The organism is Streptomyces sp. SudanB5_2050, assembly GCF_964272335.1.
Lineage (GTDB): Bacteria > Actinomycetota > Actinomycetes > Streptomycetales > Streptomycetaceae > Streptomyces > Streptomyces rochei.
In genome coordinates this window covers 1309907-1325194 of the sequence record NZ_OZ186760.1, presented here as the reverse complement: position 1 = coordinate 1325194, position 15288 = coordinate 1309907, and the positions used below count along the sequence as shown (strand labels likewise).

Here is a 15288-nt window from a genome sequence, read left to right as displayed (position 1 = left end):
ACCGGCGTCTGCCGGGCTGCCAGTGTAGGTGCGGGCCGGGCCGTCCGGAACCGGACGTGCCCGGCCCGCGGGCCGCTTCGTGGGCGTCAGAACTTCGGCGTCGGCGCCTGCGCCTCGACGATCTCCGCGGCCTCCTCGTCGGTCTGCACCGAGGGCGGGGAGCCCTCGAGGGGCTGCTGCGCCGTCTCCTTCATGCAGGCCACGGCCACCACACCGATCAGGGCGGCGGCCATCGCGTAGTACGCGGGCATCATGTCGGAGCCGGTCACGCTGATCAGCGCGGTGATCACCAGCGGCGTCGTGCCGCCGAAGAGGGAGGCCGAGAGGTTGTAGCCGACCGACAGGGACCCGTACCGCACATTGGTCGGGAACATCGCCGGGAGCGCCGCCGACATCGTGCCCAGCAGGCAGACCAGGGACAGGCCCAGCATCAGCATGCCGGCCGAGACGGCGAGCAGGCTGCCCTCCCGCACCAGCACGAACGCCGGGGCGGACAGCACGAAGAAGCCGATCATGCCGGCCATGAGCAGCGGCTTGCGGCCGAAGCGGTCGGAGAGCCGGCCCACCTGGTTGATGATCAGCATCAGCAGCACCATGGTCGCCACCAGGATCATCAGGCCGTGGCTCTCGCTGTAGTGCAGCTCGTCCGACAGGTACGTCGGCATGTACGACAGCAGCATGTAGTCGGTGATGTTGTACGCGCCGACCAGCGCGATGCACAGGATCAGCATGCGCCAGTGCGTGCGGAAGATCTTCGCCAGGTCGCCCCGCGCGGTGGTCTCCACCGCGGTCGCCGCCTCCGAGATGTGGACGTTGGAGTCCTCCAGCTTCAGGAAGGCGGGCGTGTCGTCCAGCTTCAGCCGCAGATAGATACCGACGATGCCGAGCGGCGCCGCCACCAGGAAGGGGATGCGCCAGCCCCAGGCGTCCATGGTGTCGCTGCCCAGCCACGCCGTCAGCGCGGTCACCAGGCTCGCGGCGCCGGTGTACCCGGCCAGCGTGCCCAGCTCCAGGAAGCTGCCGAAGAACCCGCGCCGCTTGTCCGGCGCGTACTCGGCGATGAAGGTGGAGGCGCCGCCGTACTCGCCGCCGGTCGAGAAGCCCTGGAGCAGCCGGAAGACGATCAGCAGGACCGGGGCCCAGAAGCCGATCGAGTCGTAGCTCGGGATGAGTCCGATGGCGGCCGTGCCGATCGCCATGAGGATCATCGTCAGCGCCAGCACCTTCTTGCGGCCGATCTTGTCGCCCATGGGCCCGAAGACCATGCCGCCGAGCGGGCGCACCAGGAACGCCACCGCGAAGGTGGCGAACGAGGAGAGCAGCTGCGCCGTGTCACTCCCGGACGGGAAGAAGACCCGCCCGATGGTGCCCGCCAGATAGGCGTAGATGCCGAAGTCGAACCACTCCATGGCATTGCCGAGCGAGGCCGCCTTCACGGCTCTCTTGACCGCGGCCTCGTCCGTGACCGTGATGTCCGACCGGCGCAGTCGGGGGTTCTGCCGGCGCCTGATGGCCCGGAACAGGGCCGGGTGACGGCGGATCGCCGCGGCGTCGGATTCCTGGCCGTTCTCGTTGGGGGACGTGGCGGCCTCCCTTTCCACGTGCAGACACCCGGGCGGGGCGCTGCTCGGTCGTACGATTCTCAGCTCGTACCCGTTCCCCCGATCATGCTGGTTATGGGCGTGACGTCGGTCATGTGGTTGGGCCGATGAGGTGAGCGGGCGAACCGATTAGGCTTCGCACATGCGGATCGCCGTCTCCTCCGACATGGACGAACCCGTGGCCCGGCTCCTCGTCGAGGAGCTGCGCGGACGCGGCCACGAGGTGCTGGCCCACGGTGCCCTGGACCCCGGGGCGGACCCCCAGTGGGCGGTGTGCTCGGAGCGGGCCGCGCGCGAGGTCGCCGACGGCACCGCCGACCAGGCGGTGGTGTGCTGCTGGACCGGCACGGGCGCGTCGATCGCGGCCAACAAGGTGCCGGGCGTACGGGCGGCCCTGTGCACGGACGCGTACTCGGCGGACGGCGCCCGCCGCTGGAACGACGCCAACGTCCTCGCCCTGAGCCTGCGGCTGACCTCGGGGCCGCTGCTGGCGGAGATCCTCGACGCCTGGTTCGCGGGCGCGCCCAGCGAGGACGCCGAGGACCGGGACAACGTGACGTACGTGGAGCGGCTCGACCGGGGCCGGGCCGCTCCCTGACGGGACGCTCAGGAGGTCAGGACCTTCTCCAGCGTCGCGAGCGCACCCCGCAGCTCCTCGGCGGTCACCGTCAGCGGCGGGGCCAGCCGGATCGTCGAGCCGTGGGTGTCCTTGACCAGGACCCCCTCGCGCATCAGCCGCTCGCTGACCTCGCGGCCGGTGCCGAGCGCCGGGTCGACGTCGACGCCCGCCCACAGCCCGCGCGCCCGGAAACCCACCACGCCCCTGCCGACCAGGGCGTCCAGCCCCTCGCGCAGCACCACGCCCAGCTCGGTCGCCCGGCGCTGGAACTCGCCCGTCTCCAGCAGCTCCACCACCGCCGTGCCCACCGCGGCCGCCAGCGGATTGCCGCCGAACGTCGACCCGTGCTCGCCCGGGTGCAGCACCCCCAGCACCTCCCGGCTGCCGACCACCGCCGACACCGGCACGATGCCGCCGCCCAGCGCCTTGCCGAGCAGCACCACGTCCGGCACCACCGACTCGTGCTCGACGGCGAGGGTGTGCCCGGTGCGGCCCAGCCCCGACTGGATCTCGTCGGCGACGAACAGGCAGCCGGCCCGGCGGGTCAGCTCCCGCACGCCCGCCAGATAGCCGTCGTCCGGGATGTTCACCCCCGCCTCGCCCTGGATCGGCTCGATCAGCACCGCCGCCGTCGTCCCGTCGACCGCGGCCTCCAGGGCCGCCAGGTCGTTGTACGGAACGATCTTGAAGCCGGGCGTGAAGGGGCCGAAACCGGCGCGGGCCGTCTCGTCCGTCGAGAAGCTCACGATCGTCGTCGTACGGCCGTGGAAGTTGTCCGCCGCGACCACGATCGTCGCCCGGTCGGCCGGGACACCCTTGACGTCGTAGGCCCACTTGCGGGCCACCTTGATGCCGCTCTCCACCGCCTCCGCGCCGGTGTTCATCGGCAGGACCATGTCCGTGCCGGTCAGCGCGGACAGCCGCTCGGCGAAGCCCGCGAGCCGGTCGTTGTGGAAGGCGCGGGAGGTGAGGGTCAGCCGGTCCAGCTGGCGGTGGGCGGCCTCGATCAGCGCCGGGTGGCGGTGGCCGAAGTTGAGCGCCGAGTACCCGGCCAGCATGTCCAGGTAGCGGCGGCCCTCCACGTCCTCGACCCAGGCGCCCTCGGCGCGGGCGACCACGACGGGCAGCGGGTGGTAGTTGTGCGCGAGGACGGGCTCCTCGGCGCGGATCAGCTCCTCGGAGCCGCGGGCGGTGCGGACGGGTGCGGTCATGAACGGGTCTCCCGGATCTCCTGGGTGCAGCACTTGATGCCGCCACCGGCCTTGTGGAACTCGGACAGGTCGACGGGGACGGGGACGTAGCCGCGGTCGCTGAGCCGGTCGGCGAGTTCCCCGGCCCCGGGGGCGATGAACACGTTGCGTCCGTCACTGACGGAGTTCAGCCCGAAGGCCATGGCGTCCTCGCGGGTCGCGATCACCGCGTCCGGGTACAGCCGCTCCAGCACCTCCCGGCTGCCCGGCGAGAAGGCCCCCGGGTAGTACGCCACGTTCTCGTCGTCGAGGACGAACAGAGCGGTGTCCAGGTGGTAGAAGTACGGGTCCACCAGCGTCAGCGAGATCACCGGCACGCCGAAGAACTCCTGCGCCTCGCGGTGCGCCTCGGGGGTCGTGCGGAAGCCCGTGCCGGCCAGGATCCACCGCCCGGCCGGGACCAGGTCCCCCTCGCCCTCGCAGACCGCCTCCGGATGCTGGACCTCGAAGCCCTCCGTCTTGAACCACGCCTCGTAGGCCACGGACTCGCCCCGGCGCTCGGGCGCGTGGAAGTGCGAGCCGAAGACCCGGCCCTCGACCACCACCGCGCAGTTCGCGGCGAAGACCATGTCGGGCAGGCCCGGGACCGGCGCGACGGTGTCCACGGTGTGGCCGTGCGCGCGGTAGGCGTCGACCAGTGCCTGCCACTGGTCCAGGGCGCGGATGACGTCGACCGGTCGGCCGGTGCTCATCCACGGGTTGATCGCGTACTGCACGGCGAAGTGTCTGGGTTCGCAGACCACGAAGCGCCGCCGGCGCGGCACACGGTTCTCGGGCACAGAGGGGTACCTCCGCTTCCTCACGGTGTGTGACGGGGGGTTGACACCACGGTAGGAAGCGGCGACCGCGCCCGACAAGCGACAAAGGCTGCGTGTCCACGCACCATCGCTGCGTTGTGTGCCAGGTCAGCGCACGTCTGCTGCGCCCTCCGGGGCGAGGAGGCCGGCTCCCGCCTCCGGACTCTCCGGGATCAGGTGGGACAGCACCATCACGCTGATCGTCTTGCGGATGAACGGCTCGGCACGGATGCGCTCCAGCACCTCCTCGAAGTGCTCCACGTCCCGCGCCCGCACGTGCAGCAGCGCGTCCGCGCCGCCCGTCACCGTCATCGCCGCCGTGATCTCCGGATACCCGCGCACCACCTCCGCCAGCCGCCTGGGCGGGGCCGCGCCCTCGCAGTACACCTCCACGTACGCCTCGGTGCGCCAGCCGAGCGCGGAGGGTCGCACCGTCGCCGTGAACCCCGTGATCACACCCGTCTCGCGCAGCCGGTCCACCCGGCGCTTCACGGCCGTGGAGGACAGCCCGATCTCCGCGCCGATCTCGGCGAAGGACGTCCTGGCGTTCGCCATCAGGGCGGTGACGATCTTCCGGTCGAGTTCGTCGAACGGGCTGGGCCTGCTGTTCATGCGGGCACTGTATCCAGCGGATACGTCCACCTCGGGGGCGTGTTCAGGCGTACGGATTACTCCTACACTCCACCTTCATGCTGCGCGCCCTGGCTGTCGACGACGAACGCCCCACGCTCGAGGAACTCGTGTACCTGCTGAACGCCGACCCCCGCATCGGCACGGCGGAGGGCGCGGGCGACGCGACCGAGGCGCTGCGCCGCATCAACCGGGCCCTGGAGTCGGGCCCCGACGGACCGGACGCCATCGACGTCGTCTTCCTCGACATCCAGATGCCGGGCCTCGACGGACTGGACCTCGCCCGGCTGCTGACCGGCTTCGCCCGGCCGCCGCTGGTCGTCTTCGTCACCGCACACGAGGACTTCGCCGTCCAGGCCTTCGACCTCAAGGCCGTCGACTACGTGCTCAAACCCGTCCGCAGGGAGCGGCTGGCCGAAGCGGTCCGCCGGGCCGTCGAACGCCGCGGCACCGCCTCCTCCCCGGCCCCGCGCATCCCCGTGCACGAGCCCGACCCCGACCACATCACCGTCGAACTCGGCGGCGTCACCCGCTTCGTCCCCGTCGACGACATCACCCACGTCGAGGCCCAGGGCGACTACGCCCGGCTGCACACCGACCGGGGCAGCCACCTCGTCCGCATCCCCCTGTCCACCCTGGAGGAGCGCTGGCGCGCCCGCGGCTTCGTCCGCATCCACCGCCGCCACCTCGTCGCCCTGCGCCACATCGGGGAACTCCGCCTGGACGCCGGCAGCGTCAGCGTCCTGGTCGGCACCGAGGAACTCCAGGTCAGCCGCCGCCACGCCCGCGAACTGCGGGACCTGCTCATGCGGAGGCCGTGAACCGTGCCCCAGGACCCCACCGAGCGCCGCGTCACCGTCACCGGCCCGCCCAGGCGCACCACGCGCGCCTCCGGCTACTACCGCCCCCGCACCGAGATCGACGAGCAGACCACCCTCGGCCACACCTACGTCCGCTCCCTCATGCGCAGCCAGCTGCGCGCCGGCCTCGCCGCGTTCGCGGTCCTCGGGCTGCTCGTCGGACCGCTGCCGCTGCTCTTCGCGGCGATGCCCGACGCCCGCCGCCTGGAATGGGCCGTCCTCGGCTTCGGCCTGTACGCCCCCCTCGTCCTCCTCGCCCGCTGGTACGTGCGCCGCGCCGAACGCAATGAGCGCGACTTCGTGCGCCTGGTCGAGGACCGATGACCCGCCGGACGAGGCCGTGAAGCCGTCATGAACTCCAGCTACGCCATACCCGCCGTCGCCCTCGTCGTCGTGGCCACCGTCCTCGTCGGCGCCTTCGGCCTGCGCATCTCCCGCACCACCTCCGACTTCTACGTCGCCTCCCGCACCGTCGGCCCGCGCCTGAACGCCGCCGCCATCAGCGGCGAGTACCTCTCCGCCGCGTCCTTCCTCGGCATCGCCGGCCTGGTCCTCGTCCAGGGCCCCGACATGCTCTGGTACCCGGTCGGCTACACCGCCGGCTACCTCGTGCTGCTCCTCTTCGTCGCCGCCCCGCTGCGCCGCTCCGGCGCCTACACGCTGCCCGACTTCGCCGAGGCCCGGCTCGCCTCCCAGGGGGTGCGGCGGCTGGCGGGCGCCTTCGTCGTCGGCGTCGGCTGGCTGTACCTGCTGCCCCAGCTCCAGGGCGCGGGACTGACCCTGACGGTGCTCAGCGGCGCGCCCGACTGGCTCGGCGGGGTGATCGTCGCCGTCGTCGTCACCGCCATCGTCGCCGCCGGCGGCATGCGCAGCATCACCTTCGTCCAGGCGTTCCAGTACTGGCTCAAGCTGACCGCCCTGCTCGTCCCCGCCCTCTTCCTGGTCCTCGCCTGGCAGGGCGACGGTGCCCCGGGCCGCCCCTTCGAGGAACCGGCCACCTTCCGCGAGCAGCGCTCCGTACGGGTCGACGACACCCTCACCCTCAAGCTGGAGCGGCCGCTCGCCGTCACCGTCGACGGCACCGTGGACGGCCGCGCCCACGACGGCACCCGGCTCCACCTGCCCACCGGCACCCATCGCATCGAGGCCGGCACCCGCCTCACCTTCGCCGAGGGCACCGCCGTCCCGGCCGCCGGACGCGGCGCCGACGACGCCCTGTCGCCCTCGCGGGCCGAGAGCCGCACCGAACGCCCGCTGTACGCCACGTACGGTCTGATCCTCGCCACCTTCCTGGGCACCATGGGCCTGCCCCACGTCGTGGTCCGCTTCTACACCAGTCCGCACGGCGTCGCCGCCCGCCGCACCACCGTCGCCGTCCTCGCCCTGATCGGCGCCTTCTACCTGCTGCCGCCCGTCTACGGCGCCCTCGGCCGCCTCTACGCCCCCGAGCTGACCCTCACCGGGGACGCCGACGCCGCCGTCCTGCTGCTGCCCGACCGGGTCATCGGGGGAGTGGGCGGCGACCTGCTGGGCGCGCTGGTGGCGGGCGGCGCCTTCGCCGCGTTCCTGTCCACCGCGTCCGGGCTGACCATGGCCGTCGCGGGCGTCCTCACCCAGGACGTGCTGCCGTCCCGGGGCGTGCCGCACTTCCGGCTCGGCACGGTCCTCGCCATGGCGGTGCCGCTGGCGGCGAGCGCCCTGGTCGGCGGGTTGCCGGTGGCCGACGCGGTGGGCCTCGCCTTCGCGGTGTCCGCCTCCTCCTTCTGCCCGCTGCTGGTCCTCGGCATCTGGTGGCGGCGGCTGACCCCGCCCGGCGCGGCGGCCGGGATGGTGGTGGGCGGCGGTTCCGCGCTGCTCGCCGTCGCCGCCACCATGGGCGGCTTCCCGGGCGGCGGCGGCGCCCTGCACGCGCTGCTGGCCTGGCCCGCGCTGTGGTCGGTGCCGCTGGGCTTCCTCACCATGGTGCTGGTCTCGCTGGCCACGCCGGCGCGGGTGCCGGCCGGGACGGCGGCGATCCTGGCCCGGTTCCACCTGCCGGAGGAGTTGCGCGCGGACGAACTGCGCAAGGAGGTGTCCCCGTGAGCGGCTCCGTCAGCGGTTTCCTGGCCGGTCTGGCCGTCGCCGTGCTGCCCCTGCTGGCCGCGGGTTTCTGGCTGGGGCGCCGCACGGCCCGCCCGCAGCACCTGGGCGGGCTCGGCACCCCGGTCGAGCACGCCACCTTCCAGACCCTGCACACCGCCTCCCTGGCCACGCCCCCGCTCAGGGCCGGTCTGACCGAGGAGACGGCCGGGAAGTCCGCCCGCAAGCTGCGCTCCCTGCTCGGCACGGACGCGCTGTGCCTGACCGACCTGGAGAAGGTCCTGGTCTGGGACGGCGCGGGCGCCCACCACCGCACCGAGATCATGGAACGCCTCGCCGGTCCGCTGGAGACCGGCCGCGGCGAGGCGTTCCCGCTCACCTGCGACACCCCCGACTGCGCGGTGCGCTGGGCGGTCGTCGCCCCGCTCACCGTCGACGACCGCGTCCACGGCGCCCTGGTCGCCTGCGCGCCCCGCGAGTCCGCGGTCCTGGTCCGGGCGGCCGGGGAGGTGGCCCGCTGGGTGTCGGTCCAGCTGGAGCTGGCCGACCTAGACCAGTCCCGCACCCGGCTCATCGAGGCCGAGATCAAGGCCCTGCGGGCCCAGATCTCCCCGCACTTCATCTTCAACTCGCTCGCGGTGATCGCGTCCTTCGTCCGCACCGACCCCGAGCGCGCCCGCGAGCTGCTGCTGGAGTTCGCCGACTTCACCCGTTACTCGTTCCGCCGGCACGGCGACTTCACCACCCTCGCCGACGAGCTGCACGCCATCGACCACTACCTGGCGCTCGTACGGGCCCGCTTCGGCGACCGCCTCTCCGTCACCCTCCAGGTCGCCCCGGAGGTGCTGCCGGTCACCCTGCCCTTCCTCTGCCTCCAGCCACTGGTCGAGAACGCCGTCAAGCACGGCCTGGAGGGCAAGTCCGACCGCTGCCGCATCCAGATCACCGCGCAGGACGCCGGCGCCGAGGCCCTGGTCGTCATCGAGGACGACGGCGCCGGCATGGACCCCGAGCTGCTGCGCCGCATCCTGGCGCGCGAGATCAGCCCCTCGGGCGGCATCGGGCTGTCCAACGTCGACGACCGTCTCCGCCAGGTCTACGGGGACGACCACGGCCTGGTCATCGAGACGGCCGTCGGCGCGGGCATGAAGATCACCGTCCGGCTGCCTAAGTACCAGCCGGGCGTGCACTCGGCGGGCCGCGTCGGCCGCCCGTGACACGGTGCGGAGGCCCCTGCGCGGGGCTCAGGCGCTGCGGGTGGCGACCATCCCCACGGTGATCAGTCCCAGCACGACCCAGCCGAACCACAGCCAGCCGTTGCTCCCGAGCGCCACCGTGTAGGCCGTCACCGCGACCAGGCCGCCGATGGTGAGCGCCCCCATCGTCTTCGTCGAACTGTCCGTGGAACCGGGCATCGCAACACCCTCCTCATGGTCCGTTCCCCTCCATGGTGCCCCCGTTCCGCCTCCGTACGGTGCGGACGACGAGATGCGGCCAGGATTTCCACGGACCCGCGGGCGCCTCGGCGAGCGCCACGCCGTCGGCCGATCGGGTGAAAGCGAGCACCCGGGCCCGGCCCGGCGGCCCGTACACACCGGTACGGACGGCCGGCCGGGGCCCCCGTTCAGCCGCCGCGTGTGTTCAGCGAGGCCAGATAGGCGTTGTACGCCTCGAGTTCCTTGTCGCCGTCGCGGTCGGCGGCCCGGTCCTTGCGACGGGCCTGCCGCTCCTCGGAGGCGTACCACTGGAACAGCAGGGCGAGCAGCACCAGCACGGACGGGACCTCGCTGAACGCCCAGGCGATGCCGCCGGCCGCGTTCTGGTCGGAGAGGGCGTCGATGCCGAGCGAGGCGGGCGGGTTCTCGAACGTCTCCACCATCGGCGAGGACGCCATCATCAGCGCGATGCCGAAGAACGCGTGGAACGGCATGCCGGCGAACAGCTCCAGCATCCGCATCACGTAGCCCGGCCGGTGCGGACCGGGGTCCACGCCCATGATCGGCCAGAAGAACACCAGCCCGACGGCGAGGAAGTGCACCATCATCCCGATGTGCCCGACCTTGGAGCCCATCAGGAAGTCGAAGAGGGGGGTGAAGTACAGCGCGTACAGGCTCGCGATGAACAGCGGGATGGTGAACGCGGGGTGCGTGATGATCCGCATGTAGCGGCTGTGCAGCAGCATCAGCAGCAGCTCGCGGGGGCCCTTGCGGCCACGGCCCGCCGTGGGCAGCGCGCGCAGGGCCAGGGTGATCGGCGCGCCGAGCAGCAGCAGGATCGGCGACACCATGCTGATGATCATGTGCTGCACCATGTGCACGCTGAACATGACCATGCCGTAGTCGTTGAGCTTGGTGCACATCATCAGCAGGACGCTCAGCACACCGACGACGAACGACACGGTCCGGCCCACCGGCCACTTGTCCCCGCGCCGGGTCAGCCGGACGACACCCCAGCCGTACAGCGCCAGTCCCAGGAGACAGGCGACGAGGAAGAAGGGGTCCGCCGACCACGCGAGACCTCGCCCCAGCGTGAACGGCGGCAGATCCGTCATCATGCCGTGCCCGCTGTGATCCATCCGCCGGCTCCTGTTTCGTGGGGGTTGAGCGCGGTTCAACGCCGCTTGTCCGAAGCCAAGCGTAGAACTGCCCCCGGCCACACTTGTGACCGGGGGGCAGTGAAACGCGCTCCGAAGGGGCGCGGGGAACTGCGCGATCAACCACACACGGTCCGCAGCCCGCGACGAACCTCGTGTCCCGAGGTCTCAGCGGCCCCGGGGGATCACAGCACGCACTCCGCCTCCGCGTAGCGCGCGTCCGGCACCGTCTTGAGCGACTCCACGGCCTCCGCGAGCGGCACCATCCTGATGTCCGTGCCGCGCAGCGCCGTCATCATCCCGAACTCGCCGCGGTGCACCGCCTCCACCGCGTGCCACCCGAACCGCGTCGCCAGCACCCGGTCGTACGCCGTGGGCGTCCCGCCCCGCTGCACGTGACCGAGGATCACCGGCCGCGCCTCCTTGCCGAGCCGCTCCTCCAGCTCGACGGAGAGCTGGCGGGCGATGCCGGCGAAGCGCTCGTGGCCGTAGACGTCCTTGCCGCCCTCGTCGAAGTCCATGGTGCCGGGCTTCGGCTTGGCACCCTCCGCGGCCACCACGATCGCGAACCGCTTGCCCGCCGAGAACCGCTCGCCGACCTTGGCGGTCAGCTCCTCGATGTCGAAGGGCCGCTCGGGGACGACGACGGCGTGCGCGCCGGCCGCCATGCCCGAGTGCAGCGCGATCCAGCCGGTGTGCCGGCCCATGACCTCGACGATCAGCACCCGCTGGTGGGACTCGGCGGTGGTCTTCAGCCGGTCCAGCGCCTCGGTGGCGACGGTGACCGCCGTGTCGAAGCCGAAGGTGACGTCGGTGACCGCTATGTCGTTGTCGATGGTCTTCGGCACCCCGACGATCGGCAGCCCGTTGTCGGACAGCAGCCGGGCCGCCTTGAGCGTGCCCTCGCCGCCGATCGGGATGATCGCGTCCAGGCCCAGTTCCTCGACGTGGCCGCGGGCCCGCTCCACGCCGTCCCGCAGGTGCTCGGGACGGACCCGGGAGGAGCCGAGGATGGTGCCGCCGCGGGCGAGTATGCCGCCCACCGCGTCGAGGTCGAGCTTGAGGTAGTCGCACTCCAGGAGGCCCTTCCAGCCGTCCCGGAAGCCGATGACCTCGTCGCCGTGGTCGACGACGGCACGGTGCACGACGGACCGGATGACGGCGTTCAGGCCGGGGCAGTCGCCGCCGGACGTGAGGACACCAATGCGCATAGCCCGAAATACCTTCTCAACGTGGCACGGGTCCGGACCGCGCTGTCCGGCTCGATCCCCGCCACCCTAGCGGCAACGGGGGGCGGGACCGAACCGTGCGTCCGCCTACTGGACGTGCCCGCTCACCTGTGCGGATGACGCATCAGACGGGTCGTCCGGGCAGGGGTCTCGCAGGTGTCGGGCAGGCGTCGGGCAGCCGTCAGGCGGGCTGCTGCGCCGCCGCGATGCGCTCGTTGCGCAGCGCCTCGTACCACCGGTCGTCCGTCGGCGGCAGCGCGTTCACGTCGAGGGCCAGCTTCAGCAGCAGGTCCGCGATCTGCGGGTTGCGGGCCAGCACCGGGCCGTGCATGTACGTGCCGAAGACCGTGTCGTTGTACGCGCCCTCCGTGCCGTCCCCGGTGCCGTTGCCGTTGCCGAAGCGGACCTGGGCGAGCGGACGGGCGGTGGGGCCCAGGTGGGTGACGCCCTGGTGGTTCTCGAAACCGGTCAGCGGGGGCAGGCCCAGGCGCGGGTCGATGTCGCCGAGGACGTCGCCGACGCACCGGGCGCCCTCGCCGCGGGTCGAGACCACGTCGAGCAGCCCGAGGCCCGGCTCGCGCTGGCCCAGGTCGTTGATGAACTCGTGACCCAGGATCTGGTAGCCGGCGCAGACGGAGAAGACGATGGCGCCGTTCTCCACCGCCCGGTGCAGACCGCCGTCGCGGCGCAGCCGCTCGGCCGCGAGCCGCTGCGGGCGGTCCTCGCCGCCGCCGATGAGGTAGATGTCGCCGGAGGTCGGGATCGGCTGGTCGCTGCGCACGTCGAGCCGTGCCACGTCGAGGCCGCGCTGCCGCGCCCGGCGCTCCACGACGAGGGCGTTGCCCTGGTCGCCGTACGTGCTGAGCAGGTCCGGGTAGATCCAGACGATCCGCAGTTGGTTGTCGCTCACGAAAGTCCCCTGAAGTCTCGCGGTCAGTTGCCGACGCGGCGGCGCAGGTCCTGGAAGGCGGTGTAGTTCGCGATGACCTCGATGCGTCCCGGCGGGCACATCGACACCGCCTGGTCGAGGTCCTCGCACACCTGGAACTGCTGGTTCGCGACCTCCAGGCGCACCGCGAGGTCCAGCTTCCGGTCCCCGATCACACAGATCGGGTGGCCGGTCAGCCGGGTGTAGTCCACGTCCCACAGCCAGGACGTGTCGGTGCCGTCGGCGCCGCGAGCGTTCACCGAGAGGATCACCGGGGCGGGCGGCGGGTCGATCAGGGAGAAGGTCTCCAGCCAGCCCGCCGGGTTCTTGGCGAGCAGCAGACGCAGGTCGCGGCCCTGGAACTGCACGACGTCGTAGCGGCCGGCGACCGCCTGCACCTGGTACATGCGCTCCAGCGCGACCTGCGGCGGCACCCCGAAGACGGCGGCGACGGCGGCCGAGGAGGCGGCGTTGGCCTTGTTGGCGCGGCCGGGCAGCTGGAGGTGGATCGGCCAGGCGGAGCCGTGCGGGTCCAGGACGTGGTCGCCGGAGAGCGCCCAGCTCGGCGTGGGACGCCGGAAGCCGCACTCGCCGCAGAACCAGTCGTCCCCGGGGCGCTGCATCACACCGCCGCACGCCGGGCAGGACCAGGCGTCGTCCTTCCACATCTGCCCGGCGGCGACCCAGATCACGTTGGGGGAGGAGGACGCGGCCCACACCACCAACGGGTCGTCGGCGTTGGCCACGATCACGGCCTTGGAGCCGGCCAGGCCCTCGCGCCAGTTCTCGGCGAGCATCCGGGTCTCGGCGGCGCGGTCGAGCTGGTCGCGGGAGAGGTTCAGGAGTGCGATGCACTTGGGCTCGGTGGCCTGGGCGACGCCCACGAGGTACTTCTCGTCGACCTCGATGACCCCGTACCGGGCGTCCGAACCGCCCGCGAGGGCCGAGGTGATGCCGGCCGGCATGTTGGCGCCGAGCGCGTTGGAGACGACCGGACCGGCCGCCTTCAGCGCCTCGGCGATGAGCCGGGTCGTGGTGGTCTTGCCGTTGGTCGCCGAGACCAGGGTCACGTCCAGGTGCTGGGCGAGCCGGGCCAGGAGGTCGGGGTCGAGTTTCAGCGCGACCCGGCCGCCGATCACCGAACCGCTGCCGCGCCCCGCGGCGCGAGACGCCGCCGCGACCGCCTTGCCCGCGGTCACGGCGATCTTGGCCCGCGGCGTGAGCGGGTCCGAGTTGCCTGCCATCAGTTCTCGATCCTCCTTGCGTACGCGCCGCGCCTTAGCCTGACCGGCCACGTGGTGGGGACCTCAGCCTATCGAGATCCATTCGCACTCCCGAATCGCGGCACCGGCCACGGGCTTCCGGCGGTGGGCGCGAGCCGCCGGGGGACACAGGGACCTTACTCTTGCCGCCATGCGACACGGCTCCATCCCGGGCGCCCACGGGCGCGTCCGGCCCCTCAGTCTCCTCGGAGACCCCGTCCTGCACGCCCCCTGCGCCGAGGTGACGGACTTCGGTCCGGAACTCGCCGCGCTCGTGGAGGACTTGTTCGCCACGATGTACGCCGCCCGCGGCGTGGGTCTGGCGGCCAACCAGATCGGCGAGCCGGTCCGGGTCTTCGTCTACGACTGCCCGGACGACGAGGACGAGCGCCACCTCGGCCATCTGGTGAACCCGCGGCTGGTGGAGACCGGCGGGGTGGTGGTGCGCGGGCCCGAGGGCTGTCTGTCGCTGCCCGGGCTGGAGGCCGGGACCGAGCGCCACGACGAGGCGGTGGTGACGGGCTTCACCGCGACCGGGGAACCGGTCACCGTGCGCGGCACGGGATTCTTCGCCCGGTGCCTCCAGCACGAGTGCGACCACCTGGAGGGCGGCATCTACGTCGACCGGCTCACGGGGTGGCGCAGGCGCCGGGTGCTGCGGCAGGCGGCCAGGGCGTCCTGGAGCCGTGCGGCGGACGTGCCGGAGGGCACACGGTAACGCGGTCAGAACCCGGGGCCGCCCGCCTTGTCCCCGGCCTCGGCGAGCCGGCCCCACAGCAGGTCGGCCAGGCTGCGCACCAGCTCCGCCCGGGAACAGGGGCGTTCGCCCAGCCACCAGTCCCCGGCGGCGTGCATCATGCCGACGATCCCGTGGCCCCAGACCCGGGCCAGCTGCTGGGTGCCCGGCCCCACGTCCAGGCGCTCCTCGATGACCTGCGCCAGCTCCTCACCCATGCGGCGCAGCAGCGGGGCGGAGTGCTTGCCGACGTCGAAGCCCTGCTCGGCCTGGTCGCCCGGGGAGGTGCTGCCCTCGGCCGGATGCATCAGGAAGCGGTACACCTGCGGGCGTGCCTCGATGGCCGCCAGATAGGTGTCCAGGGTGGACTCGACGCGCCTGCGCCGCTCCGCCGGGGCGTCCAGGGCGGCCCGCAGCGAGGAGAGGAGGGCGTCCGTGTGCCGCTGCGCGAGGGCGGCGTAGAGTCCGCCCTTGTCGCCGAAGTGCCGGTACAGGATGGGTTTGGTGATGCCGGCCTCGGCGGCGATGGCGTTCATCGAGGCCTGGGGGCCGTCGCGCAGCACCACCCGGTCGGCGGCCTCCAGCAGCTCGCGCCGTCTGCGGTCGGCAGACCGCTGCTGATCGGTCCGCTGTGTGGTGTCCATGTGCTCTCCCCACCCGTGCTCGTTCGGTGACGCCTGCGCAAACTAACACCCACAGGACGT

16 protein-coding genes are annotated in these 15288 nt (G+C 72.3%); 6 read left to right on the top strand and 10 right to left on the bottom strand.

Features of this window, described 5'->3' with window-relative positions:
- Positions 1-86: 86 nt before the first annotated feature.
- A complete protein-coding gene (gene proP / locus ACFZP7_RS05730) occupies positions 87-1601 on the bottom strand; it encodes a glycine betaine/L-proline transporter ProP (protein WP_359480860.1) in 1515 nt (504 codons plus the stop codon).
- A gap of 142 nt (positions 1602-1743) precedes the next feature.
- On the opposite strand from proP, the gene ACFZP7_RS05725 reads away from it, so the two are divergent.
- The gene (locus ACFZP7_RS05725; protein ID WP_019327495.1) at positions 1744-2199 is read left to right on the top strand and encodes an RpiB/LacA/LacB family sugar-phosphate isomerase; all 456 of its coding nucleotides are present in this window, start codon (positions 1744-1746) and stop codon (positions 2197-2199) included.
- An 8-nt stretch (positions 2200-2207) separates the two neighbouring features.
- Here the strand turns inward: ACFZP7_RS05725 and rocD are convergent, their stop codons facing one another.
- The 3 genes from rocD to ACFZP7_RS05710 form a co-directional block, all read right to left on the bottom strand.
- The gene (rocD, locus tag ACFZP7_RS05720) at positions 2208-3431 is read right to left on the bottom strand and encodes an ornithine--oxo-acid transaminase (RefSeq protein WP_031021622.1); all 1224 of its coding nucleotides are present in this window, start codon (positions 3429-3431) and stop codon (positions 2208-2210) included.
- Positions 3428-4249, bottom strand: coding sequence for a dimethylargininase (gene ddaH / locus ACFZP7_RS05715; protein WP_019327493.1), 822 nt, complete (start codon positions 4247-4249; stop codon positions 3428-3430). Before ddaH ends, rocD begins: the two co-directional genes overlap by 4 nt.
- A 126-nt stretch (positions 4250-4375) precedes the next feature.
- Complete coding sequence (locus ACFZP7_RS05710; protein WP_019327492.1) at positions 4376-4879, bottom strand: Lrp/AsnC family transcriptional regulator; 504 nt, start codon at positions 4877-4879, stop codon at positions 4376-4378.
- A gap of 77 nt (positions 4880-4956) precedes the next feature.
- On the opposite strand from ACFZP7_RS05710, the gene ACFZP7_RS05705 reads away from it, so the two are divergent.
- From ACFZP7_RS05705 to ACFZP7_RS05690, 4 genes are read left to right on the top strand one after another with little or no spacing between them, the layout of a single operon-like run.
- A complete protein-coding gene (locus tag ACFZP7_RS05705) occupies positions 4957-5718 on the top strand; it encodes a LytTR family DNA-binding domain-containing protein (protein ID WP_019327491.1) in 762 nt (253 codons plus the stop codon).
- Positions 5719-5721: 3 nt separating this feature from the next.
- Complete coding sequence (locus tag ACFZP7_RS05700) at positions 5722-6081, top strand: hypothetical protein (protein ID WP_019327490.1); 360 nt, start codon at positions 5722-5724, stop codon at positions 6079-6081.
- Positions 6082-6108: 27 nt separating this feature from the next.
- A complete protein-coding gene (locus ACFZP7_RS05695) occupies positions 6109-7839 on the top strand; it encodes a cation acetate symporter (protein ID WP_385634005.1) in 1731 nt (576 codons plus the stop codon).
- A complete protein-coding gene (locus ACFZP7_RS05690; protein WP_019327488.1) occupies positions 7836-9053 on the top strand; it encodes a sensor histidine kinase in 1218 nt (405 codons plus the stop codon). Before ACFZP7_RS05695 ends, ACFZP7_RS05690 begins: the two co-directional genes overlap by 4 nt.
- A 27-nt stretch (positions 9054-9080) precedes the next feature.
- Here ACFZP7_RS05690 and ACFZP7_RS05685 read toward each other — a convergent pair whose 3' ends face one another.
- The 5 genes from ACFZP7_RS05685 to ACFZP7_RS05665 form a co-directional block, all read right to left on the bottom strand.
- Positions 9081-9251 carry a membrane protein gene (locus tag ACFZP7_RS05685; RefSeq protein WP_019327487.1) on the bottom strand — a complete coding sequence of 57 codons (171 nt, stop codon included), beginning with the start codon at positions 9249-9251 and terminating at the stop codon, positions 9081-9083.
- Positions 9252-9460: 209 nt separating this feature from the next.
- Positions 9461-10411, bottom strand: coding sequence for a cytochrome c oxidase assembly protein (locus tag ACFZP7_RS05680; RefSeq protein ID WP_030969071.1), 951 nt, complete (start codon positions 10409-10411; stop codon positions 9461-9463).
- A 203-nt stretch (positions 10412-10614) separates the two neighbouring features.
- Positions 10615-11640 carry a 6-phosphofructokinase gene (locus ACFZP7_RS05675; protein WP_019327485.1) on the bottom strand — a complete coding sequence of 342 codons (1026 nt, stop codon included), beginning with the start codon at positions 11638-11640 and terminating at the stop codon, positions 10615-10617.
- 199 nt (positions 11641-11839) lie between these two features.
- Positions 11840-12568, bottom strand: coding sequence for a type 1 glutamine amidotransferase (locus ACFZP7_RS05670; RefSeq protein ID WP_019327484.1), 729 nt, complete (start codon positions 12566-12568; stop codon positions 11840-11842).
- Positions 12569-12591: 23 nt separating this feature from the next.
- Positions 12592-13830, bottom strand: coding sequence for a MurT ligase domain-containing protein (locus ACFZP7_RS05665; RefSeq protein WP_019327483.1), 1239 nt, complete (start codon positions 13828-13830; stop codon positions 12592-12594).
- 169 nt (positions 13831-13999) lie between these two features.
- Between ACFZP7_RS05665 and def the strand changes: the two genes are divergently transcribed.
- Entirely contained in the window at positions 14000-14566 is a 567-nt protein-coding gene (def, locus tag ACFZP7_RS05660) for a peptide deformylase (RefSeq protein WP_030969073.1), read from the top strand.
- Between the two features lie 5 nt (positions 14567-14571).
- Here the strand turns inward: def and ACFZP7_RS05655 are convergent, their stop codons facing one another.
- Complete coding sequence (locus ACFZP7_RS05655; RefSeq protein WP_019327481.1) at positions 14572-15228, bottom strand: TetR family transcriptional regulator; 657 nt, start codon at positions 15226-15228, stop codon at positions 14572-14574.
- Positions 15229-15288: the final 60 nt, after the last annotated feature.

Excerpts from the sequence above, each read along its gene's own strand:
- ACFZP7_RS05705 (WP_019327491.1), top strand. The coding sequence starts at position 4,957 with ATGCTGCGCGCCCTGGCTGTCGACGACGAACGCCCCACGCTCGAGGAA.
- ACFZP7_RS05685 (WP_019327487.1), bottom strand. The coding sequence starts at position 9,251 with ATGCCCGGTTCCACGGACAGTTCGACGAAGACGATGGGGGCGCTCACC.
- def (WP_030969073.1), top strand. The coding sequence starts at position 14,000 with ATGCGACACGGCTCCATCCCGGGCGCCCACGGGCGCGTCCGGCCCCTC.
- ACFZP7_RS05655 (WP_019327481.1), bottom strand. The coding sequence starts at position 15,228 with ATGGACACCACACAGCGGACCGATCAGCAGCGGTCTGCCGACCGCAGA.
- rocD (WP_031021622.1), bottom strand. The coding sequence starts at position 3,431 with ATGACCGCACCCGTCCGCACCGCCCGCGGCTCCGAGGAGCTGATCCGC.
- ACFZP7_RS05665 (WP_019327483.1), bottom strand. The coding sequence starts at position 13,830 with ATGGCAGGCAACTCGGACCCGCTCACGCCGCGGGCCAAGATCGCCGTG.
- ACFZP7_RS05675 (WP_019327485.1), bottom strand. The coding sequence starts at position 11,640 with ATGCGCATTGGTGTCCTCACGTCCGGCGGCGACTGCCCCGGCCTGAAC.
- ACFZP7_RS05680 (WP_030969071.1), bottom strand. The coding sequence starts at position 10,411 with ATGGATCACAGCGGGCACGGCATGATGACGGATCTGCCGCCGTTCACG.
- ACFZP7_RS05710 (WP_019327492.1), bottom strand. The coding sequence starts at position 4,879 with ATGAACAGCAGGCCCAGCCCGTTCGACGAACTCGACCGGAAGATCGTC.
- ACFZP7_RS05725 (WP_019327495.1), top strand. The coding sequence starts at position 1,744 with ATGCGGATCGCCGTCTCCTCCGACATGGACGAACCCGTGGCCCGGCTC.
- ACFZP7_RS05695 (WP_385634005.1), top strand. The coding sequence starts at position 6,109 with ATGAACTCCAGCTACGCCATACCCGCCGTCGCCCTCGTCGTCGTGGCC.